Below are 21795 nucleotides of genomic sequence, written 5' to 3' on the forward strand. Positions count from 1 at the left end.
ATCGGCAACCGGAGGAACCTCAGCCGAGGGCGTCGACCGCCCGGTACGCGTCCCGGATGCAGGCCGGCACACCCGGACCCTCGAACGCGGCGCCGGCGATCTCCAGCCCCGGGATGCCGGCGACCGCCGACCGGATCGCCCGCACCCGCGCCGGGTGCCCGACCTGGTACTGCGGGAGCCCGCCACCCCAGCGGACCACGCGGGTCTGCAGCGGCTCCGGGTGCGCGAGCCCCAGCAGCTCCGCGACGTCGGCCACGACCGCGGCGGCCAGCTCGTCGTCCGGGCGCTGCAGCTGCGACTCGTCCCGGAACCGGCCCACCGAGGACCGGACCCGCAGCACGCCGCCCGCGCCCAGGTGCGACCACTTGGCCGACGAGACCGTCACGCCCTTGACCAGCCGGCCGGTCACCGGCGGCACCAGCAGGCCGGAGCCCGCCGCGACGTCCTGGGCCGGGAACGCCATGGCGACCACGGCCATCGACGCGTACGGGATCCCCTGCAGCGGCTCCACCGCGGCCGGTGCGACGCCGCCCAGCAGCCGGGCGGCCTTCGTGGCCGGCGTCGCCACGAGGACCGCGTCGGCGGTCAGCACCTCCGGCGCCGCCACGGGCCCCACGGAGACCTCGAAGCCCGACGCCGTCCGGCGTAGCCCGTGCGCGGGGCTGCGCAGCCGGACGTCCGCCCGCGCCGCCTCGGCGAGCGCCACCGGCAGCGCCCCGATCCCGCGGTCGACGGTGACGAAGACCGGGCCGTCGACGTCCCCGCGGCTGCGCGCACCGGCGTCCCGGGCGGCGGCCGCCGCCTCGAGCACCGAGCGCGCGCCGGGCAGGTGGGCGGCGAGCGCGGGCATGGTGGCGGCCAGCGAGAGCTCGTCGGCCCGGCCGGCGTAGACACCGCCCAGCAGCGGCTCGACCAGGCGGTCGACGACCTCGTCGCCGAGCCGCTCGCGCAGGAGCGCCCCGACCGCGACGTCGTCCCCGGACAGCGACAGCGGCGGCAGGTCCGCCTCGGCACGCACCCGCTCCACCCCGGCAGGGGTCAGCACGCCCGCGAGGCCGTCGGCCGAGGTCGGCACGCCCAGCACCGTGCCGGCCGGCAGCGGGAAGCGGCCGTCGGGCAGGACCACCGACGCCTGCGTGGTGGCCGGGGCGACCAGGCGGTCCCCCCAGCCGAGGGCCTCCACGAGGGCGACCGCCTCCGGCACCCGGGCGAGCATCGCCTCGGCTCCGGTGTCGTACCAGGCACCGGCCAGGTCGATCCGGTCGAGCTTCCCGCCGAGGCGGTCCCCGGCCTCCAGCACGACGATCTCGTCGTCGGGGTGCCGACGGCGCCACTCGAACGCGGCGGCCAGGCCGGTGATCCCGGCCCCGACGACGACCAGCCGGCGCGGCGACGTCATGCGCCCGGGGTGGTGGGGTGGGACGGAGCGACGGTCGTGGTGGGGTGGGACGGAGCGACGGTCAGCTCGTGCACCAGCTCGGCCACGCGGGTGAGCACGTCCGGGTCGGTGTCGGGCAGCACGCCGTGGCCGAGGTTGAAGATGTGCCCGCGCGCGGCCTGCCCCTGCTCGACCACCCGGCGCACCTCGCGCTCGACGGTGGCGCGGTCGGCCAGCAGCACCGCGGGGTCGAGGTTGCCCTGCAGCGACCGTCCCGGCCCCACCCGGCGGGCCGCCTCGTCCAGCGGCACCCGCCAGTCGACCCCCACGACGTCGGCGCCGGCGTCACCGATCAGCGGCAGCAGCTCCCCGGTGCCGACGCCGAAGTGGATGCGCGGGACGTCGCGCTCCGCCAGCCCGTCGAACACCGCCCGCGAGTGCGGCAGCACCCGCTCGGCGTAGTCGGCGGCCGACAGCACGCCGGCCCAGGAGTCGAACAACTGCACCGCAGAGGCCCCGGCATCCACCTGCGCCCGCAGGAACGTCGCCGCCGACAGCGACAGCCGCTGCAGCAGCCGCGACCACGCCTCCGGCTCGGCGTACATGAACGCCTTGGTGCGGGCGTGCTCCTTGGAGGGACCGCCCTCGATCAGATAGGTGGCCAGGGTGAAGGGCGCACCGGCGAAGCCGATGAGCGGGGTGGCGCCGAGCTCGGCCACCAGCGACCGGACCGCGGTCTCCAGGAACGCCAGCTGACCGGGCTCGAGGTCGGGCAGCGCGTCGACGTCGGTGACCGTGCGCACCGGGTTCGCGACGACCGGGCCGACCCCTGGCTTGATCTCGATGTCCACCCCGGCGACCACCAGCGGGAGCACGATGTCGGAGAAGAGGATCGCCGCGTCCACCCCGTGCCGGCGGACCGGCTGCAGGGTGATCTCGGTGACCAGGTCGGGGTCCTGGCAGGCCTGGAGCATCGCCGTCCCGGCGCGCAGGGCGCGGTACTCCGGCAGCGAGCGGCCGGCCTGGCGCATGAACCAGACCGGGGTGCGGCTCACCGGGAGGCCACGTGCGGCGCGGACGAGGTCGGAATCGGCCGGGGACGCCGACACGGGAGCGGGACTCACGACCGCCGATCCTCCCAGATGCGCAGGCCACGCCTACCCGCCGCGTCCGTGCGCGTGCGGCGCGTCGGCCACCGAGTCCTGATTACCGGCCTACTCTCGCGAACGTGGAGCCGCGCAACCTGGCCGAGGCCGGGGACCAGAGCCGGGACGACGCCGTCCCCGCCGAGTTCCGCGCCGCCCTCGAGTCGCTGGCCTCCGTCTCCGCCCGGCCCGAGATCGAATTGCGGCGCATCCCCGCCCCGCAGCGCCTCGCTCCCTTCGCCCACGCGATCGGTGCCCGGGTGCCTGATCCGGAGGGCGACGACGAGGACGACCTCGAGATCGCCAGCGCCCGGTTCATCGTGCTCTTCGACCCGCAGGGGCACGAGGCCTGGCACGGCACCATGCGCTGCGTCGGCTACCTCTCCGCGGAGACCGACGAGGAGCTGGTCGACGACGCCATGTTCTCCGAGGTGGCGTGGAGCTGGCTCACCGATGCGCTGGCCGAGTCAGGCGCCGCCCACCACACCGTCGGTGGGACGGTCACCCGCACCGCCTCGACCCGGTTCGGGGAGCTCGCCGGCCCCGAGCACTCGGTCGACGTCGAGATGCGCGCCTCGTGGACGGCCGACGGCACCGACCTGGACCGGCACCTGCTGGCGTGGCTGGAGGTCCTCGGGAACGCGGCCGGCCTGCCGCCGCCCGGAGTGCGGTTGCTGGGTCCCTCCGACCGGGTCGGCACCGAGACTCTCTAACATCGACCCGGCACAGCGGGCCCGGAGCCCGTTGAGCCGGTGCTCCGCTCCCTGGAGCCCGCGCCCGGCCGCGGGCGACCCCGGCCGGGCGCCGGTGGACCGACGGACGAGGACCGGCGAGAAGGTGGACGGCAACTGAGCAGCGAGCCCACTCCCCAGCCGACGGAGACGCCGGCGGAGGAGACGACCCCCGCCACCCCGCTCCTCGCCCCCCGCGACGGTCTGACCCCGGTCATCGAGACCTCCACCCAGCTCGTCGAGTACGCCGAGGCGCTGCGCGCGGGCACCGGCCCGGTCGCCGTCGACGCCGAGCGCGCCTCCGGCTACCGCTACGGGCAGCGGGCCTACCTGGTGCAGCTGCGTCGCGACGGTGCGGGCACCGGCCTGGTCGACCCGGTGCCACTGCCGGACCTCTCGGTCCTCCAGGCGGCCATCGCCGACGCCGAGTGGGTGCTGCACGCGGCGAACCAGGACCTGCCCTGCCTGGCCGAGATCGGCCTGGTGCCGGCCCGCGTGTTCGACACCGAGCTCGCCGCCCGCCTCGCCGGCCTGCCGCGCGTCGGCCTGGGCGCCGTCGTCGAGTCGCTGCTGGGGTTCTCGCTGCAGAAGGGCCACTCGGCCGCCGACTGGAGCACCCGCCCGCTGCCCGAGGAGTGGCTGGTCTACGCCGCCCTCGACGTCGAGGTGCTGGTCGACCTGCGGGATGCGCTGGCCGCGATCCTGGCGGAGCAGGGCAAGACCGAGTGGGCTCGGCAGGAGTTCGAGGCGATCCTCGCCGCCGGCCCGCCGGCCCCGAAGCAGGACCCGTGGCGGCGGACATCCGGCGTGCACGGCCTGCGCAGCCGCCGCCAGCTGGGCATGCTGCGGGCGATCTGGGAGGCCCGCGACGAGCTCGCCCGCCGCCGTGACGTCGCCCCGGGCCGGGTGCTCCCCGACTCCGCCATGGTCGCCGCCGTGCAGGCCGATCCCAAGAACGAGGGCGCGCTGCTGGAGCTGCCGGTGTTCCGGGGCCGGGCCAACCGCCGCCTCGTGGCGCACTGGTTCACCGCGCTGGCCCGGGGCAGGGCGCTGCCCGAGAACGAGCTGCCGCTGCACAGCAAGCCGGGCGACGGTCCCCCGCCGGTGAACCGCTGGGCCGACCGCGACCCGGCCGCCGCCACCCGCCTGCAGGCCGCCCGCGCCGGCCTCGCCGAGCTGTCGGAGAAGCATTCCGTCCCGGTCGAGAACGTCGTCTCCCCCGACCTGGTGCGGCGGATCATGTGGAGCCCGCCCGAGCCGCGGGAGGCCGCCGCCGTCGCCGACGCCCTGCGCGCCGGGGGCGCCCGCGAGTGGCAGGTCGAGCTCACCCTGGACGTGCTGACCGACGCGGTCACCCGCGCCTGAGCCGCCTGAGCCGCAGGCATAGGAAGCTATGCCTGCGGATCGGCGCCCGAACCCGTAGGCATAGGAAGCTATGCCTGCGGATCGGCGCCCGAACCCGTAGGCATAGGAAGCTATGCCTGCGGATCGGCGCCCGAACCCGTAGGCATAGGAAGCTATGCCTACGGATCGGCGCCCGAACCCGTAGGCACAGGTTCCTATGCCTGAGCGACGAACGCCGGCGCCCTCCGCACGGAGCGGAGGACGCCGGCGCCGGCGTGGGTCACCTGCCGCCCGCCGGCCTGGAGCACGCGGCGGGCGGCAGGGGTCATCGGCGGGCCGTGGCGGCCCGTCGGCGGGCGAGCGCGTCGACGCCCGCGGCCAGCAGCAGCACGCCGCCGGTGATGATGAAGTTCAGGTACGCCGCGACCCCCAGCAGGCCCAGCCCGTTGGCGATGATCGCGATGACCAGGCCACCGAGGACGGCGTCGCGGGCCCGGCCGCGGCCGCCGAAGAGGCTGGTGCCACCGATGACGGCGGCGCCCACCGCGTACAGCAGGGTGTTGCCCGCACCGGCGTCGGGCGTCACCGAGCTCAGCCTCGACGTGGCCAGGATGCCGCTGATCGCCGCCATGCTGGAAGAGATCACGAACGCCATGACCCGGATCCGGGTCACGTTGATCCCGGCCCGGCGTGCGGCCTCGGCGTTGCCACCGACGGCGTAGATGTGCCGGCCGAAGCTGGTCCTCGAGAGCACGAACGTCAGGATCAGCAGCAGCAGGACCACGAGCGGGACCGCGTACGGGATGCCGGCCAGGTCGATGGCGGCCGCCAGCGCCCGGTCGACGCTGAGGATCGCGGTCACCGCGAAGATCACGGCGGCGATCACGACCACCCGCACGATCACGAGCGCCAGCGGCTGGTGCGCCAGGCCCCGGGAACGCTGGGACCGCCACCGCCAGAACTCCACGGCGGCATAGGCGACGGCGACCACCGCGGCCAGGATCCACCCGAGGGTGACCGGCACGTTCTCGTTGGCCAGCGCGCGGATGACCGGCTCGCGCACCGGAACGGTGCCGCCCTGCCCGATCAACCGCAGCGTGACGCCCTGGAAACCGAGGAAGAGGGCCAGGGTCACCACGAACGACGGGATGCCCACCATCCCGACGAGGCTGCCGGTGAACATGCCGATCACGGCACCGGTCGCGATGGCGCCCAGGATCGCGATGGGCCAGGCGACCCCCGCCTGCACCAGGAGCTGGGCCAGGACCGCGGAGCAGACCCCGGAGACCACGCCGGCGGACAGGTCGATCTCGCCCAGCAGCAGGACGAAGACCAGGCCCATCGCGAGCACGATGATCGGCGTGGACTGGACCAGCAGGTTGGAGAGGTTCAGCGGGGTGAGGAAGGTGCCCGGCCGCAGGACGGTGAACAGGATGCCGAGGACGACGATGCCCAGGACGGCCGGGAGCGCGCCGAGGTCACCGGCCCGCAGCTTGTTGAGGTAGCCGTGGAAGGCACCGGACACGGTGTTGTCCTGCCGGTCGCCCTCGAAGCCCGCGGCCGGCTTGTGCGGCCCGCTCGCCTCCGCGGCGGTCAGGGTGTTGCTCGACATGGGGAGTCCTCTCAGTCCTCGAGGTCTTCGGCCGAGAGCCCCAGGTCACCGGAGCGGCCGGAGGTGATCAGCTCGATGACCTGGGTCCGGTCCACCTGGTCGATCGGGACGTCCGCCGCGATCCGGCCCAGGTAGAGGGCGGCGACGCGGTCGGCGACCTCGAAGACGTCGACCATGTTGTGGGTGATGAAGACGACGGCGTGCCCGGTGTCGGCCAGCCGGCGGACCAGGTCGAGGACCTGACGGGTCTGCGCGACGCCCAGTGCGGCGGTCGGCTCGTCGAGGATCACGAGCTTGGACTCCCAGAGGACCGCCTTGGCGATCGCCACGGTCTGCCGCTGCCCACCGGAGAGGCTGGACACGAGCTGGCGCACGGACTTGAGCGTGCGCACCGACAGCTTGGTCAGCGTGTCGCGCGCGGCCTCCTCCATGGAGGCCTCGTCGAGGACCACGCCGCGCTTGCGCTCGCGGCCCAGGAACATGTTCTGGACGACGTCGAGGTTGTCGGCGAGCGCGAGGTCCTGGTAGACGACCTCGATGCCGAGCTTGGCGGCGTCGCGCGGACCGTGCAGGGTGACGCGCTCGCCGTCGAACTCGATCTCGCCCGAGTCGAACGGGTGGATCCCGGCGATTCCCTTGATCAGCGTGCTCTTGCCGGCGCCGTTGTCACCGACGAGCGCGGTGACCTTGCCGGGGTAGACGTCGAGGTGGACGTCGTGCAGGACCTGGACGGCCCCGAAACTCTTGTTGACCCCCCGCAGGCTGAGTGTCGGCCGGTCGAGGGTCGAGGTGGTCGGGGTCTGCTCGAGTGCGGACACCGTTGCGTCCTTTCCTGCGGGAACGACCCTGGCCGGGCCGTGGTGGGACAGTGTGCCGCCTCGCGGACCACCGGCGATGGGCGATCCGCGAGGCGAGGAGCGAGCGGCCGGGGCACCCGCGTGGCGGATGCCCCGGCCGAACGGCTCAGGAGATGCCGAGCTCCTCGCAGGCAGCGGCGAACTCGCCGGTGCAGACGTCCTCGGCGCTCTGGTAGCCGTCCTCGATGACCCGCGAGACGTTGTCCCGGAAGATCGAGACCGGCTCGAGCAGCACCGACGGCACCTCGCGGTCACCCTCGGGGTCCTCCACCGTGCCGTCGACCTCCGGCTCCTCGCCGTTGACCAGGGCGACGGCGAGGTCGGCCAGGGCCTGCGCCTCCTCCTGGATCGGCTTGTAGACCGTCATGCACTGGCGGTCGGCGAGGATGTTCTGCAGACCCTCGACGGTCGCGTCCTGACCGGTGACCGGGACCTCCCCCGCCACGTTGTTGCGGGACAGGATCGAGATCACGGCGTTGGCGAGGCCGTCGTTGGCGGCCAGGACACCCTGGATGTCACCGCCGGCCTGGGTGTACATCTGCTCGAAGATCGTCGCGGCCTGCTGGTTGTCCCAGTCGGGCACCGACTGCTCGGCGACCACCGTGTACTGGTCCATCGGGTCGAGGACCTCGTGGGCACCCTGGGAGAACAGCGTGGCGTTGTTGTCGTCGGGCGAGCCGTTGAGGAACGCGATGTTGGCCGGCTCGTCACCGAGGCACTGCGCCAGGCCCTCGCCCTGCAGGCGGCCGACCTCGACGTTGTCGAACGAGACGTAGTAGTCGCTCTCGCCACCGAGCGTCAGCCGGTCGTAGTCGATCGTCTGCACGCCCTGCTGCTCGGCCTGGCGCTGGATGGCCGCACCGGAGGCCGAGTCGAGGTTCGTGATCGCCAGGACGGTGACGCCCTCGGTGATCATCTGCTCGGCGATGGTCGCCATGCGTTGGGCGTCACCCTGCGCGTTCTGGATGTCGTGCTCGACGCCGGCCTCCTCGAAGGCCGCCTCGAGCAGAGGGCGGTCGGCCGACTCCCAGCGGGCCGAGGATGCGGTGTCGGGAAGGATCACGCCGACCTTGCCGGCAGCCTCGCCGCCGCCACCGCCACCGCCACCGCCACCGGTGCCACCGGTGCCGCCGTTGCCGTCGTCGCCACCACACGCGGCCAGGCCGAAGACCAGGGCCGCCGCGATCGCCGTCGTCAGGGTGCGCCGTCGCGCCATGAGTGCCTGCCATTTCGTTGGGGTTACAGAGAAATTCCGGCGGGTCATCTTGTCCACGTCGTCGGAGTGACCGCAAGCACACAACTGAGCCGTTGCAGGACCGTGACCACACGGGGCCCGACCCGCGCGAGGGAGCTGCCATCGGGTGGCCGGTTACCGGCGGGTAACTTCACCGGCGACCGCGCCTCCCCCGGCCGGTCCCCGAACTGCTGCGGAGGTTCTGTGTCTTCCACTGAGCGGCGGCCACGCTCGCTGCGCGAGGTCGTCTTCGTCGACGGCGTCCGCACCCCCTTCGGCAAGGCCGGTCCGAAGGGCATCTACGCCGAGACGCGCGCCGACGACCTGGTCGTGCGCTGCATCCGCGAGCTGATGCGCCGCAACCCGGCCCTGCCGGCCGACCGGGTGGACGAGGTCGCCATCGCCGCCACGACCCAGATCGGCGACCAGGGGCTGACCATCGGCCGCACCGCCGCCCTCCTCGCGGGCCTGCCGAAGTCCGTCCCCGGGTACGCCATCGACCGGATGTGCGCCGGCGCCATGACCGCCGTCACCACGACCGCGAGCGGCATCGCCTTCGGCGCCTACGACGTCGCCATCGCCGGCGGCGTCGAGCACATGGGCCACCACCCCATGGGTGAGGGAGTCGACCCGAACCCCCGGATCGTCAGCGAGAAGCTGGTCGACCCGTCGGCGCTGGTCATGGGCTCGACCGCGGAGAACCTGCACGACCGCTTCCCGCACCTGACCAAGGAGCGCTGCGACGCCTTCGCGCTGGCCAGCCAGCACAAGTACGCGAAGGCGGTGGCCAACGGGAAGATCGGCCCCGAGCTCGTGCCCGTCGCCACCCGGTCGGCCGAGCAGGGCTGGGGGCTGGCCACCGTCGACGAGCCGCCGCGGCCGAACACGACCCTCGAGGGCCTCGGCACGCTGAAGACCCCGTTCCGTCCGCACGGCAACGTGACCGCCGGCAACGCGGCCGGTCTCAACGACGGCGCCACCGGTTGCCTGCTGGCCGCCGAGGAGGTGGCCGAGGAGCTCGGCCTGGACGTCGGCATGCGCCTGGTCGGCTACGGCTTCGCCGGCGTCGAGCCCGAGGTGATGGGCATCGGCCCCGTGCCGTCGACGGAGAAGGCGCTGGCCCGCACCGGCCTGTCCATCTCCGACATCGGCCTGTTCGAGCTCAACGAGGCCTTCGCCGTCCAGGTGCTGGCCTTCCTCGACCACTTCGGCATCGCCGATGACGACGAGCGCGTCAACCCGTGGGGCGGCGCGATCGCCGTCGGCCACCCGCTGGCCTCCTCCGGCGTCCGCCTGATGACCCAGCTGTCCCGCCAGTTCGCCGAGCGGCCCGACGTCCGCTACGGCCTGACCGCCATGTGCGTGGGCCTCGGCATGGGCGCCACCGTGATCTGGGAGAACCCGAACTGGGAGGGGTTCCAGAAGTGACGAACGCCGTCTTCGACAACGAGGTCGTGACCGCCGCCAAGCTGCGGTTCCTGACCTACCCGGGGCTGGCCGGGGAGATCGCCCTGATCACCCTGGACAACGGGCACGACCACACCCGGCCCTCGACCTTCGGGCCGGGCGGGCTGGCGTCCCTCGACGCCGCCCTCGACGAGATCTCGGCGCGTACCCCGGCGCCGGCGGCCATCGCCGTCACCGGCAAGCCGTTCATCTTCGCGGTGGGGGCCGACCTCTCCGGCGTTCCGTCAGTGACCGATGGCGCTGCCGCACGGGAGATCGCCGAGACCGGCCACCGGGTGTTCCGCCGGCTCAAGGACTCGTCGATCCCGACGTTCGCCTTCGTCAACGGCGTCGCGCTCGGCGGCGGCCTGGAGCTGGCGCTGCACTGCCACTACCGGACGATCAGCAGCGGCGCAGCCGTCGGCTTCCCCGAGGCCTTCCTCGGGCTGGTCCCCGGCTGGGGCGGCACGCAACTGCTGCCGAACCTGATCGGCATCGACGCCGCCGTCACCGTCATCGTCGAGAACGCCCTGGCGCAGAACAGGATGACGCCCGCCCCGAAGGTCGTGAAGCTCGGCATCGCCGACGCGCTCTTCGAGCCGGCCGACTTCCTCGAGCGCTCGCTCGAGTGGGCGGTGGGTGTGCTCGGCGGCTCGGTGACGCCCGTCCGGCCGGAGATCGACCGCTCCACATGGGACGATGCCATCGCCCGTGCTCGCGCTGTCGTGGCCGCCCGCACCCGCAACGCGTCGCCCGGCCCCGTCCGGTCGGTCGAGCTGCTCGACCTGGCGCGGGCCGGCGCCGAGGGCGAGGCGTTCACGGCCGGCACCGCGGCCGAGGACGACGCGCTCACCGAGCTGCTGATGAGCGACCCGCTGCGGGCCTCGCTGTACGCGTTCGACCTCGTGAACAGGCGGGCCAAGCGGCCGGCCGGCGCGCCGGACAGGAAGCTGGCCCGGAAGGTCACCAAGGTGGGCGTCGTCGGCGCCGGGCTCATGGCCTCGCAGCTGGCGATGCTCTTCGTCCGGCAGCTGAAGGTGCCGGTGGTCCTCACCGACATCGACCAGGCGCGCGTGGACAAGGGCGTGGCCTACGTGCACGGCGAGCTGGACAAGCTCGCCCAGCGCGGCCGGTTGTCGGCCGACAAGCTCAACCAGCTCAAGGGCCTGGTCACCGGCTCGCTGTCCAAGGACGTCTTCGCCGACGCCGACCTGGTGATCGAGGCCGTCTTCGAGGAGATGTCGGTCAAGCAGCAGGTCTTCGCCGAGGTGGAGGCGGTCGTCTCCCCCGAGTGCGTACTGGCGACCAACACCTCGGCGCTGTCGGTGACCGAGATGGCCGCGAAGCTCGAGCACCCCGAGCGGGTCGTCGGGCTGCATTTCTTCAACCCGGTCGCCGTCCTCCCGCTGCTGGAGGTCGTGCGCGCCGAGCAGACCGACGACGCCACGCTGGCCACCGCCTTCGCCGTCGGGAAGTCGCTGAAGAAGAGCTGCGTGCTGGTGGCCGACGCCCCGGCGTTCGTGGTCAACCGGCTGCTCACCCGGTTCCTGGGTGAGGTCACCGCCGCCGTCGAGCAGGGCACCCCCGTGTCGGTCGCCGAGAAGGCGCTCGACCCGCTCGGCCTGCCGATGACGCCGTTCGAGCTGCTCTCGCTCGTCGGCCCCGCGGTCGCGCTGCACGTGGCCGAGCGCATGCACGAGGCGTTCCCCGGCCGGTTCGCCGTCGGCGAGGGCCTGCGGACGATCGTCGAGCTGGGCAGGACGAGTGTGTTCGTCGAGCCGGGCGTCGTCGACCCCGAGCTCGCGGACGCCTTCGCCGGCGACCAGCCGCTCACCGAGGAGGAGGTGCACGACCGGGCGGTCGAGGCGCTGGCGCAGGAGATCCGGCTGATGCTGGACGAGGGCGTGGTGCAGGCGGTGCAGGACATCGATCTGAGCATGATCCTCGGTGCCGGGTGGCCGTTCTGGCTGGGCGGCATCTCCGCCTACCTGGACCGCACCGGCGTCTCCGAGCGGGTCACCGGTTCGCGGTTCCTGCCGGAGGGCGTCGCCTCGCTCCCCGCCTGACGTCCGCCGGGGTCAGGTGACCTGGTCGTGGAGCGTTCTCCCTCGCGGTGCACCGTGAGGAAGGACGCTCCGCGGCGAGGGAGGACGACGCGAGCGCACGGAGGGCAGAACCAGCGGATGCCGTCGACCTCCCGTGACGAGGCCGGCCCCGCCTCAGCCCCCGCCCGCACAGCGACCACGTCGGGCCGCCGCCGGAAGCAGGCGGGTCACCCCGCCAGCGTTCGGCGTCCATCGCAGGACCGTGCCGACGGCCCAGACCTCACACCGGCTTCTCGTCCGCGCGGTGTGGCAGCCTCCTCGCCGCGCACCGCGAGGAGGGCTGACGTACGGCGCGGACGAGCCCGCGCGGGTCCTCAGCGGAACTTGGCGGTGAGGCTGTCCATCGTGCGGTCCACCGAGGCGACCTTGATGTGCGAGAGCCCGGCCGGGGCCCCGGCGGCCAGCATCGCCTCGTGCGCGGCACGCAGCGTGGCCCAGACCTCGTCGGCCTCGCCCTCGAGCGTCGTGCCCAGGGCCCCCACCTCGTAGCGCAGCCCCGAGGACTGGATGACGGCGATCGCCGCCTCCACGTGCGCGTGCGGGTTCTCAGCGGTGCCGGGCGGCGACGGCGCGACCTGGATCTCGGCGATCACGTTCACGCCCGGTCCTCGACGGCCGGCGTGGCCAGCCGGTCCTCGGCGCGCTCGGTGAGCACCGCCGTCCACTCCGCGATCCGGCGGGCCACGTCCTGCTCGGTGAGCCCGGCGTCGGCCAGCACCTGGCCGCGACTGCCGTGCTCGAAGAACTGCTGCGGCAGACCGACGCTGCGCACGGGCACGTCGAGGTCACGGTCCTGCAGCGCCTGGGTGAGCGTGGTGCCCACTCCCCCGGCGCGGCCGCCGTCCTCGACGGTGACGACCAGCCGGAACCCGGACGCCAGGGTCACCAGCTCGTCGGCCACCGGCAGCACCCACCGCGGGTCGACGACGGTCACCTCGATGCCGTGGTCGGCGGCGCGCTCGGCGACGGCCAGGCACATCGGCACCATCGACCCGACGGCGACGAGCAGCACGTCCGGCCGCTGCCCGCGGCGGAGCACGTCGACTGGCCCGCGCCGCTCGAGCGCCGGGATGTCGACCGGTGGCGCCCCCTTGGGGAAACGCACGACCGTCGGCCCGTCGGTGACGGCGACGGACTCGCGCAGCGCCTCCCGCAGCGTGGGCTCGTCCCGTGGGGCGGCCAGGCGCAGTCCGGGCACCACCGAGAGGAGCGACATGTCCCACATGCCGTTGTGGGAGGCGCCGTCGCTACCGGTGACGCCGGCGCGGTCGAGGACGACCGTCACCGGCTGGCGGTGCAGGGCGACGTCCATCAGCAGCTGGTCGAACGCGCGGTTGAGGAACGTCGAGTAGACGGCGACGACGGGGTGCAGCCCGCCCATGGCCAGCCCGGCGGCCGAGGTCAGCGCGTGCTGCTCGGCGATGCCGACGTCGAAGGTGCGCTCGGGGAACCGTTCGGCGAACGCCGCCAGCCCGGTCGGGTGCAGCATCGCCGCGGTGATGGCGACGACGTCGGAGCGCTCGGCGCCGATGCGCACGAGCTCGTCGGAGAAGGCGGTGGTCCAGTCCCGTGCCGCAGCGACGCTCGCGCCGCTGTCGGGGTCGAACACCCCGGTGGCGTGCCAGGCGTCGATCTGGTCGGTCTCGGCGGGCGGGTACCCGAAACCCTTCGTGGTGACCGCGTGGACGATCACCGGGCCACCGAAGGAGCGGGCCCGGCGCAGCGCCGACTCCATCGTCTCGATGTCGTGCCCGTCGACCGGACCGACGTACTTCAGGCCGAGGTCCTCGAACATGCCCTGGGGGGCGAGGACGTCCTTGAGGCCCTTCTTGATCGCGTGCAGCGCGTCGTAGAGCGCCGACCCGACGACGGGGGCCCGGTGCAGCGCCTGGCGCACCTGCAGCAGCGCCTGCTCGTAGCCGGGCCGCAGCCGCAGGGTGGCCAGCGCGTCGGCGACGCCGCCGATGGTCGGCGAGTACGAGCGGCCGTTGTCGTTGACCACGATGACCACCGGGCGGTCCTGCGCGGCGGCGATGTTGTTCAGCGCCTCCCAGGCCATGCCGCCGGTCAGGGCGCCGTCGCCGATGACGGCGACGACGGGCCGCCGGTCACCGCGGATCGCGAAGGCCTTGGCCAGCCCGTCGGCGTAGGAGAGCGAGGTGGAGGCGTGGCTGTTCTCGACCCAGTCGTGCTCGCTCTCGGTCCGGCTGGGGTAGCCCGACAGCCCGCCGCGCTGGCGGAGCCGCTCGAAGCCGTCGACGCGGCCGGTGAGCATCTTGTGCACGTAGGACTGGTGCCCGGTGTCGAAGACGATCGGCTCGCGCGGGGACTCGAAGACCCGGTGCAGGGCGATGGTCAGCTCCACGCAACCGAGGTTCGGGCCCAGGTGGCCACCGGTCCTCGCCACGCTGGTGACCAGCGCGTCACGGATCTCCGCCGCGAGCGCGGGGAGCTGTTCGGCGGGTATGGCCCGGAGGTCCTCGGGACCCCGGAGCGATCGCAGGAGCGGCACGGCTCGGCGGTGTCCTCTCGGTCGGGCGGCAGCTGCTCGGCAGCCGCCGGCCCACTGTAACTGCGGTTTCCCCGCTCTTCCGGTCGAGCGGGTTGCCCGGATGCAGCTCACAGCTCAGGAGGTCGTCCGCTCAGGTCGACCGGTTCGCTCCCGCGGGGCGCTCCGCTCAGGTCCACGGGTTCGCTCCTGCGACGCGCTCCGCTCACAGTCGCGGGACCCACCGTTCCCCGCGCAGCGCACCCCCGACCACCTCGACGCCGCGGGCGGCGGCCGCCAGCCGCGCCCCCTCCCGCTCGTACGCGGTGATCGCCGCCTCGATCGCATCCGGCGGGAGCTGGTCGGCCAGCTCGACGCGGACCGTGCGCCAGCCCGTGCGCGCAGCCTCCAGACCCGCGGAGACGTGGTCGGCGGCGAACCGGGCGAGCAGCACCGGGTAGCGGCGCAGCACCTCGTGCGCGCGGTAGTCGGGCGGCACCAGGTCGAACAACCAGGCGACGGCGGTGCGCTCCCAGTCCGGGGCCCCGGGCGGGCGCACCTCGTCCGGCCAGCCCGGCGGCACCGTCGCGTCCACCGCACCAGTCTGCCGCACGCATCGAACATGCGTTCGACGACGTGCCGCCGGCCGCCTCAGCCCGCCCGGACCTCCGGGGTCAGGAGCCGGCCTGCCGCTTCAGCCAGAACTGCTCGAACCCCCAGGTGCCGGCGCCGCTGGAGTGGTAGCTGACCAGCTCCCACCCCTCGGCACCGAGCTTGTTGAGCACCGAGCTGGTGTCGCCCTGCTGCCGTTCCGACTGACCACCGGGGAGCTTGACGCTCACTCCGGCCCGCTGCGACTCGGCGTCGTTGGCGGTGATGACCGAGGCGTATTCCCACGTGGGCACCCGTAGACGGTATCCAATGCCGTTCCGGCAGGTGTCGGCAGCGGGACCGGCCCGGGGCGATCAGGGTGTGACGACTGCTCCGGCCCGGGACACGAACAGCCCCGCCCCCGGTCGGGGGCGGGGCCGTCCGCACGTCAGAGAACCGAGTCGAAGCCCGAGCACTGGACCGTGGCGTTCCCGCTGGGCGTCACACGCAGCCGCCCGTGCTCGCTGTACGACTCCCCGCCGCCGGGCGCCGGGGCCGAGCAGATCACCGTCGTGGTGAAGCCGTTCCGGGGCATCACGAACTCCTCCCCATACGCGCTGTCCTCCGCGGACACGTATGAGGGGATGCCACGGAACTGGCAGGTGTAGCGGGTGGTCGCCCCGTCCCTGCTCTTCTGCTGCACCACCTGGCCGATGACATCGACGCCGACCCCGGACGCCAGGCCCCCGAGCCTGCAGGTGCCATCGACGACGTCGACGATGTCGACGATGTGGTCGGCCTGCGCCGGCGCGGCGAACGCGACGCTCAGACCTGCGGCGGCCAGGGCAGTGGATACGAGACGACGAACGCGCATGAAGGAGACCTCCCCGTCTGGCCCACCGCCTCCGATGGCGGCGGGCCGGGCGGTCAGTCTGGGTATCTCCGCGCGACCGCACTAGACGGGGTCGTGTCGTATTCCGGCGGCCCGGCGTGTCCACCCGGCGCGCCGCCGGGCCGGCGGAGCGCCATGACGACCCGTGACCGCAGCGACGCTCCTCGACTGCTCAGGAGTCGGCTCTGACCAGCAGCGCCACGCACTCCACGTGCGCGGTCATCGGGAAGGCGTCGAAGCCGCGGACGTCTGCCAGCCGGTACCCGGCCCCGGTGAAGGCGGCGACGTCGCGCCCGAGGGCGGCGGGGTCGCAGGCGACGTAGACGACGGCGCGGGCACCGGTGCCGGCCAGCAACCGGCTCACCGCCTTCCCGGCGCCCGCCCGGGGCGGGTCGAGGACGACGACGTCGGGCGCGGGGCCCAGCTCCGCGAGCAGCTCCGCCAGCCCGTCGGCATCGACCTCGCCCTGCCACACCTCGGCCTGCGGGAGGTGCGCCAGGTTCGCGTCGGCGGCCGCGCAGGCGCCCGGGTCGGACTCGACGCAGACCACACGACCCTCCTCACCGGCGGCCGGCGCGAGGGCGCCACCGAAGAGGCCGGCGCCGGCGTAGAGGTCGAGGACGGTCTCCCCCGTTCGCACGTCGGCGAAGCCGGACACGGCCGTGACGAGCGCGTCGGCGGCGGCCGGGTGCACCTGCCAGAACCCGGTTCCCTCGACCTCCCAGTCGCGGCCCCCCGCGCGTCGCTCGGCGCGGCCCGCCGGCTCGCGCGGCAGCTCCTCCCCCACCTGCCGGACCTCGCTGTGCTGCGGCCGCCCGCGACGGTCCAGCCGGGTGGTGGTCACCGCCCCGGCCGAGTCGATCGAGACGTCCACCGCCCCGGCGCCGGGCCACCGCCGGGTGAGCACCGCCTGCGCGGCGGGCTCCACGGTGATAGGGCAGTCGTCCAGCACGACGACGTCGTGCGAGCGGTGCCGCCGCAGGCCCGGCGCGCCGGTGCGGTCGACGGCGAACCGTGCCCGCGACCGCCAGCGCAGCGCGCCACCGGGCAGGTCCTGGACGGTGAGGCCGGCGACCACGGGGTCGTCGGCGTCCAGCCCCCCGAGCCGGACCAGCTGCTCGCGCACGACGGCGGCCTTGAGCCGGTGCTGCTCCGCGGGACGGACGTGCTGCCAGTCGCAGCCGCCGCACTTCCCCGGGCCGCTGTAGGGACACGGGCGCTCGACCCGCGCCGGCGCGGCCTCGAGCACCTCCACCGCGTCGGCGCGGCAGAAACCCGGGTGCCGGTCCTCGGTCACCCGGACCCGCACCCGCTCCCCCGGCAGGGTGTGCCGGACGAAGACGACCCGGCCCTCGTGCCGGGCGACGCAGTGCCCGCCGTGCGCCACCGGGCCGACGGCGACCTCGAACTCCCGCCCGGTCCAGCCGCCCCCGCGGTCCTCCGGGATGCGAGCCGGCCGGCGGCGGCGACCACGGCGCGGATCAGCCATACGGCGACACGTCGACCTGGTCGTCGGTGAACCCGCGGCGCAGGTCACCCGGGGCCGGGCCGCCCCGGCGCCCGTCGTCGTCGTGCCCGGCGGTGCTCTCCAGCTGCCACGGCACGGTCGTGATCATCACGCCGGGCTGGAACTGCAGCCGGGCCCGCAGCCGCAGCGCGCTCTGGTTGTGCAGCACGTTCTCCCACCAGCGGCCGACGACGTACTGCGGGACGAACACGACCACCAGCTCGCGCGGGCTGTCCCGGCGGATGCCCTTCACGAAGTCCAGCACCGGGCGGGTGATCTCCCGGTACGGCGACTCGAGCACGGTCAGCGGCACCGGGATGTCGTAGCGCTCCCAGTCCGCCTGCAGCCCGCGGGTCTCGGCGTCGTCGACGTTGACGGTGAGCGCGGTCAGCGCATCCGGGCGGGTGGCCCGCGCGAACGCCAGCGCCCGCAGCGTCGGCTTGTGCACCTTGGACACGAGGACGACGGCGTGCACCTTGCTGGGCAGGGTGCGGGCGTCGGTGTCGGGCTCCAGCTGCTGCGACACGTTCGAGTAGTGCCGGTTGATCGCCCGCATCAGCACGAACAGCACCGGCATCGAGACCAGCACCAGCCAGGCGCCGTGGGTGAACTTGGTGATGACGATGATGACCAGCACGACGCTGGTCATCGAGCCACCGAAGAAGTTGATGGCCTGCGAGCGGCGCATCCGCCGTCGGGCGGCGTCGTCCGGGGCGCTCCTCATCTCCCGGTTCCAGTGCCGGACCATGCCCCACTGCCCGATGGTGAAGCTGGTGAAGACCCCGATGATGTAGAGCTGGATGAGCCGGTTGACGTCGGCGTCGAAGGCGACGATCAGCAGGCCGGCGAACCCGGCCAGCAGCAGGATGCCGTTGCTGTACACCAGCTTGTCGCCGCGGGTGTGCAGCTGGCGGGGCATGAACCGGTCCTGGGCGAGCACCGATCCCAGCAGCGGGAACCCGTTGAACGCGGTGTTGGCGGCGAGGATGAGCACCAGCGCCGTGGCGGCCTGGACGACGAAGAAGCCCACCGACGTGTCGCCGCCGAACGTGGCCGCGGCCAGCTGCGCGATGACCGTGCGCTGCGGTTCGGTCTCGCAGTCCGTGAAGCCGACGAGGTCGCAGGGGTGCTCGACGTACTTGACGTCGGCGAGCAGGGCCAGCGCCGTCACGCCCGCGAACATGGTGGCCGCGACGCCGCCCATGAGCGCCAGCGTCGTCGCCGCGTTGCGGCTCTTCGGCGGCCGGAAGGCCGGCACCCCGTTGGCGATCGCCTCCACACCGGTGAGCGCGGTGCACCCGGAGGCGAAGGCCCGCAGCGCGAAGAACACCAGGGCCAGCCCGGCCATCTGCGTGTACTCGGGCTCGGGGGTCACCCCGTAGCCGGAGCTCTCGGCGATGATGCCGTCGCCGGTGACGAAGTACCGGACCAGCCCGGTCACGATCATGATCAGGATGCTGCCGATGAACAGGTACGTGGGCGCCGCGAAGGCCCGCCCCGACTCGCGCACGCCGCGGAGGTTCGCCGCCGCGAGCACCGTGACGAGCGCCAGCGCGATCGGCACGCGGTACTCGTTGAGCGCCGGGAAGGCCGAGATGATGTTGTCGGTGCCCGCCGAGACCGACACCGCGACGGTCAGCACGTAGTCGACCAGCAGCGCGCTGGCCACCACGAGCCCCGCGAACTGGCCGTGGTTCTTCATCGCGACCTCGTAGTCGCCGCCGCCCGACGGGTAGGCGTGCACCACCTGCCGGTAGGACATCACCACGGTGATCAGCAGCACGACCACCAGCGCGGCCAGCCACGGCGCCAGGAACAGGAACGCGGTACCGGCGAGGGTCAGCACGATCAGGATCTCCTGCGTGGCGTAGGCCACGGAGGAGAGCGGGTCGCTGGCGAAGATCGGCAGCGCCAGCCGCTTGGGCAGCAACGACTCGCCCAGCCGGTCACTGCGCACCGGGCGGCCGAGGACGAGACGTTTCGGGAGTTGTCCGAGGTCGGACAGGTTCGGCACGGCGGCGATGGTACGGACGCCGGAGCGTCCGGCGTGGGTGACTCGGCCCACCCGCCCCCACGGGGGGATCCGGGCCGCCTCCCCCGTTGCGGGCCTCCGGCGGGTGTAGCTTCGCGCCCGGTGATGCGCGGGCGGACGGCGCCGGCGCGCCCAGAACCTGCGGGGAGTGACACGTGCACGTGGTCGTGATGGGCTGCGGCCGCGTCGGCTCGGCCATCGCCCGGCGCCTGGAGCAGATCGGGCACAGCGTCGCCGTGATCGACCAGGACCCCGCGTCCTTCCGCCGGCTCGGCCCCGACTTCGGTGGGCGGCAGATCACCGGCCTGGGCTTCGACCGGCAGACGCTGCTCGACGCGGGCATCGACTCCGCCGGCGCGTTCGCCGCCGTCAGCAGCGGCGACAACTCCAACATCATCTCCGCCCGCGTGGCGCGCGAGACCTTCGGCGTCCAGCACGTCGTCGCCCGCATCTACGACTCCAAGCGCGCCGAGGTCTACGAGCGCATGGGCATCCCCAGCGTCGCGACCGTCCCGTGGACGGTGAACCGGCTGCTGCGCGAGCTCCTCTCGGTGAAGGTCAGCGAGCTGTGGCGGGAGCCGACCGGGAAGGTCCTGCTGGTGCGGGTGACCGTCACCGAGGGCTGGGTCGGCCGGAAGCTGATCGCCCTGGAGACCGCCACCGGCGCCCGGGCCGCGTGGCTGATCCGCTTCGGGGAGGCCCAGCTGCCCACGACCACCACGGTGCTCCAGGACGGCGACCAGCTCGTGGTCGCGGTCACCGACGAGCTGACCAGCCGCGTGCACGAGGTCATCGAGCGCGGCCCCCAGGACGGTGAGCACTGATGCGCGTCGCGATCGTCGGAGCGGGTGCGGTCGGGCGGTCGATCGCCGGGGAGCTGCTGGAGAACGGCCACGCCGTCATGCTCATCGAGAAGGACGGGCGCAAGGTGCGCACCCGCTCGGTACCGGGTGCGGAGTGGGTCCAGGCCGACGCCTGCGAGGTGTCCTCCCTGGAGGAGGCCCAGCTGGCCACCTGCGACGTCGTCGTCGCCGCGACCGGTGACGACAAGGCCAACCTGGTCGTCTCGCTGCTGGCCAAGACCGAGTTCGCGGTGAACCGCGTCGTCGCCCGGGTCAAGGACCCGCGCAACGAGTGGCTCTACACCGAGGCGTGGGGGGTCGACGTCGCCGTGTCCACCCCGCGGGTGCTGGCGGCCCTGGTCGAGGAGGCGGTGAGCGTGGGCGACGTCGTCCGGCTCATGAGCTTCCGCAAGGGCGCGGCCAACCTGGTCGAGATCACCCTGGGCGACGACACCCGGTGGGTGGGAAGTCCGCTGCGGGAGGTCCCCCTCCCCCGTGAGACCGTCCTCACGGCGATCCTGCGGGGAACCCGGGTGATCACCCCGTCGCCGGACGAGCCGCTGGAGTCCGGCGACGAGCTGCTGTTCGTGTCGCACGGCGACACCGAGGAGCAGCTCCAGTTCGTCTTCGCCCCCGAGGGGCCCGGCGACGCCGGCTGAACCGTCCCGGCCGGCCACGGCCGTGTCTCAGCCGGCCGTGTCTCAGCCGGCCGTGTCTCAGCCGGCCGTGTCTCAGCCGACGGGGTCGGGGCCCGGCCCGGTGGTGCGGTGCCGGTGCAGGCGGGCGACGACCCAGAGGGTCACGACCAGCACCACCGCGGTCAGCGGCAGCCCGAGGATGACCGACGCGGTGCCCAGCAGCTCGACCTCGTCGGCGCGGTAGAGCACCCACTGCACCCCCGCCCGGAGCAGGAACGTCGCCGCCCAGAGCGCGGTGAGCCACGAGTAGGCACGCACCAGCCGCGGCTCCAGGCGCCAGTGCAGCTCGGGCGGCACCGACGGCTGGGCCGGCGCGACGGTGCCGTGCACCGGGTCGGCGCTCCCCGCCGCCGGGGGGACGTCGGAAGCCGTCCGGCGGTTCCAGGGCATCGTGTGCGTGGCCATCGAGCCCAGGTGGCTCGGCGCGAGGAACTCGGCGACCACGCCGACCAGCGGCCACCGGAACGGGATCGAGCCGAGCAGCACCACGCCGATCGCCAGGCTGCGGACGATGCCGAGCACGAAGAAGTCACGCGCCTGCCCGGTGTTGGCGGCGATGGCGACCGCGATCCCGACGGCGAACAGCCCGCCCACGGCCTGCTGCACGCTCTCCCGGCGGGTCAGCCGCAGGACGAAGACGACGACCGCCGCGGCCACCGCCGCCACGATCCCGGTGCGCAGCCCGGCGATGCCGTTGGCCACCACGAAGGCGACGGTGGGCAGCGTCGCGTCGACCATGCCCCGCCAGCCGCCCAGCTGGGCCAGCAGCGTGTCGCGGTCGAACATCGAGGCCCCGCTCTTCCCCGTGCCCGGCTCCCCCGTGGGGTCGCCGCCGGTCGGCGGACCTGGTGCGGTCACGTTCGTCCCCCTCGTTCGCTGCCTCGTGGCGGCGC

At 73.5% G+C, this 21795-nt stretch carries 19 protein-coding genes; 6 read left to right on the forward strand and 13 right to left on the reverse strand.

Features of this window, described 5'->3' with window-relative positions:
* Positions 1 to 19 precede the first annotated feature (19 nt).
* A complete protein-coding gene (gene hemG / locus ABDB74_RS13000; protein ID WP_346619028.1) occupies positions 20 to 1399 on the reverse strand; it encodes a protoporphyrinogen oxidase in 1380 nt (459 codons plus the stop codon).
* Entirely contained in the window at positions 1396 to 2502 is a 1107-nt protein-coding gene (hemE, locus tag ABDB74_RS13005; RefSeq protein WP_346619029.1) for a uroporphyrinogen decarboxylase, read from the reverse strand. Before hemE ends, hemG begins: the two co-directional genes overlap by 4 nt.
* A 104-nt stretch (positions 2503 to 2606) precedes the next feature.
* Here hemE and ABDB74_RS13010 point away from each other — a divergent pair, with 104 nt between their 5' ends.
* Positions 2607 to 3236, forward strand: coding sequence for a DUF3000 domain-containing protein (locus ABDB74_RS13010; protein ID WP_346619031.1), 630 nt, complete (start codon positions 2607 to 2609; stop codon positions 3234 to 3236).
* A gap of 39 nt (positions 3237 to 3275) precedes the next feature.
* Positions 3276 to 4619 (forward strand): ribonuclease D, encoded by a 1344-nt coding sequence (locus ABDB74_RS13015; protein WP_346619032.1) that lies wholly within the window; start codon positions 3276 to 3278, stop codon positions 4617 to 4619.
* 304 nt (positions 4620 to 4923) lie between these two features.
* Here ABDB74_RS13015 and ABDB74_RS13020 read toward each other — a convergent pair whose 3' ends face one another.
* The 3 genes from ABDB74_RS13020 to ABDB74_RS13030 all read right to left on the reverse strand — a co-directional run bounded on the left by ABDB74_RS13020 (position 4924) and on the right by ABDB74_RS13030 (position 8283).
* Positions 4924 to 6210 (reverse strand): ABC transporter permease subunit, encoded by a 1287-nt coding sequence (locus tag ABDB74_RS13020; RefSeq protein WP_346619033.1) that lies wholly within the window; start codon positions 6208 to 6210, stop codon positions 4924 to 4926.
* 11 nt (positions 6211 to 6221) lie between these two features.
* Positions 6222 to 7028 carry an ATP-binding cassette domain-containing protein gene (locus ABDB74_RS13025; protein WP_346619035.1) on the reverse strand — a complete coding sequence of 269 codons (807 nt, stop codon included), beginning with the start codon at positions 7026 to 7028 and terminating at the stop codon, positions 6222 to 6224.
* Positions 7029 to 7173: 145 nt separating this feature from the next.
* Positions 7174 to 8283 (reverse strand): substrate-binding domain-containing protein, encoded by a 1110-nt coding sequence (locus tag ABDB74_RS13030; protein WP_346619037.1) that lies wholly within the window; start codon positions 8281 to 8283, stop codon positions 7174 to 7176.
* 222 nt (positions 8284 to 8505) lie between these two features.
* Between ABDB74_RS13030 and ABDB74_RS13035 the strand changes: the two genes are divergently transcribed.
* On the forward strand, positions 8506 to 9729 hold the full coding sequence (locus tag ABDB74_RS13035) for a thiolase family protein (RefSeq protein WP_346619038.1): 1224 nt from the start codon (positions 8506 to 8508) through the stop codon (positions 9727 to 9729).
* On the forward strand, positions 9726 to 11813 hold the full coding sequence (locus tag ABDB74_RS13040) for a 3-hydroxyacyl-CoA dehydrogenase NAD-binding domain-containing protein (RefSeq protein ID WP_346619040.1): 2088 nt from the start codon (positions 9726 to 9728) through the stop codon (positions 11811 to 11813). Before ABDB74_RS13035 ends, ABDB74_RS13040 begins: the two co-directional genes overlap by 4 nt.
* 353 nt (positions 11814 to 12166) lie before the next feature.
* Here ABDB74_RS13040 and ABDB74_RS13045 read toward each other — a convergent pair whose 3' ends face one another.
* The 7 genes from ABDB74_RS13045 to ABDB74_RS13075 all read right to left on the reverse strand — a co-directional run bounded on the left by ABDB74_RS13045 (position 12167) and on the right by ABDB74_RS13075 (position 19344).
* On the reverse strand, positions 12167 to 12451 hold the full coding sequence (locus ABDB74_RS13045) for a thiamine-binding protein (protein WP_346619041.1): 285 nt from the start codon (positions 12449 to 12451) through the stop codon (positions 12167 to 12169).
* On the reverse strand, positions 12448 to 14364 hold the full coding sequence (dxs, locus tag ABDB74_RS13050) for a 1-deoxy-D-xylulose-5-phosphate synthase (RefSeq protein ID WP_346619042.1): 1917 nt from the start codon (positions 14362 to 14364) through the stop codon (positions 12448 to 12450). Before dxs ends, ABDB74_RS13045 begins: the two co-directional genes overlap by 4 nt.
* Before the next feature lie 202 nt (positions 14365 to 14566).
* Complete coding sequence (locus ABDB74_RS13055; protein ID WP_346619044.1) at positions 14567 to 14935, reverse strand: hypothetical protein; 369 nt, start codon at positions 14933 to 14935, stop codon at positions 14567 to 14569.
* Positions 14936 to 15014: 79 nt separating this feature from the next.
* Entirely contained in the window at positions 15015 to 15245 is a 231-nt protein-coding gene (locus tag ABDB74_RS13060; RefSeq protein WP_346619045.1) for a DUF4177 domain-containing protein, read from the reverse strand.
* A gap of 134 nt (positions 15246 to 15379) precedes the next feature.
* Positions 15380 to 15805 carry a hypothetical protein gene (locus tag ABDB74_RS13065; RefSeq protein ID WP_346619046.1) on the reverse strand — a complete coding sequence of 142 codons (426 nt, stop codon included), beginning with the start codon at positions 15803 to 15805 and terminating at the stop codon, positions 15380 to 15382.
* A gap of 190 nt (positions 15806 to 15995) precedes the next feature.
* Positions 15996 to 17312 carry a TRAM domain-containing protein gene (locus ABDB74_RS13070; RefSeq protein WP_346619047.1) on the reverse strand — a complete coding sequence of 439 codons (1317 nt, stop codon included), beginning with the start codon at positions 17310 to 17312 and terminating at the stop codon, positions 15996 to 15998.
* On the reverse strand, positions 17305 to 19344 hold the full coding sequence (locus ABDB74_RS13075) for an APC family permease (protein ID WP_346619048.1): 2040 nt from the start codon (positions 19342 to 19344) through the stop codon (positions 17305 to 17307). Before ABDB74_RS13075 ends, ABDB74_RS13070 begins: the two co-directional genes overlap by 8 nt.
* A gap of 173 nt (positions 19345 to 19517) precedes the next feature.
* On the opposite strand from ABDB74_RS13075, the gene ABDB74_RS13080 reads away from it, so the two are divergent.
* The gene (locus ABDB74_RS13080; protein ID WP_346619050.1) at positions 19518 to 20186 is read left to right on the forward strand and encodes a TrkA family potassium uptake protein; all 669 of its coding nucleotides are present in this window, start codon (positions 19518 to 19520) and stop codon (positions 20184 to 20186) included.
* Positions 20186 to 20863, forward strand: coding sequence for a TrkA family potassium uptake protein (locus tag ABDB74_RS13085; RefSeq protein ID WP_346619051.1), 678 nt, complete (start codon positions 20186 to 20188; stop codon positions 20861 to 20863). The genes ABDB74_RS13080 and ABDB74_RS13085 overlap by 1 nt, the downstream gene beginning before the upstream one ends.
* Before the next feature lie 72 nt (positions 20864 to 20935).
* On the opposite strand, the gene ABDB74_RS13090 is transcribed toward ABDB74_RS13085, so the two are convergent.
* Positions 20936 to 21760 (reverse strand): DUF3159 domain-containing protein, encoded by an 825-nt coding sequence (locus tag ABDB74_RS13090; RefSeq protein ID WP_346619052.1) that lies wholly within the window; start codon positions 21758 to 21760, stop codon positions 20936 to 20938.
* Between the last annotated feature and the right edge of the window lie 35 nt (positions 21761 to 21795).

The organism is Blastococcus sp. HT6-4, assembly GCF_039679125.1.
Classification (GTDB): Bacteria; Actinomycetota; Actinomycetes; order Mycobacteriales; family Geodermatophilaceae; genus Blastococcus; species Blastococcus montanus.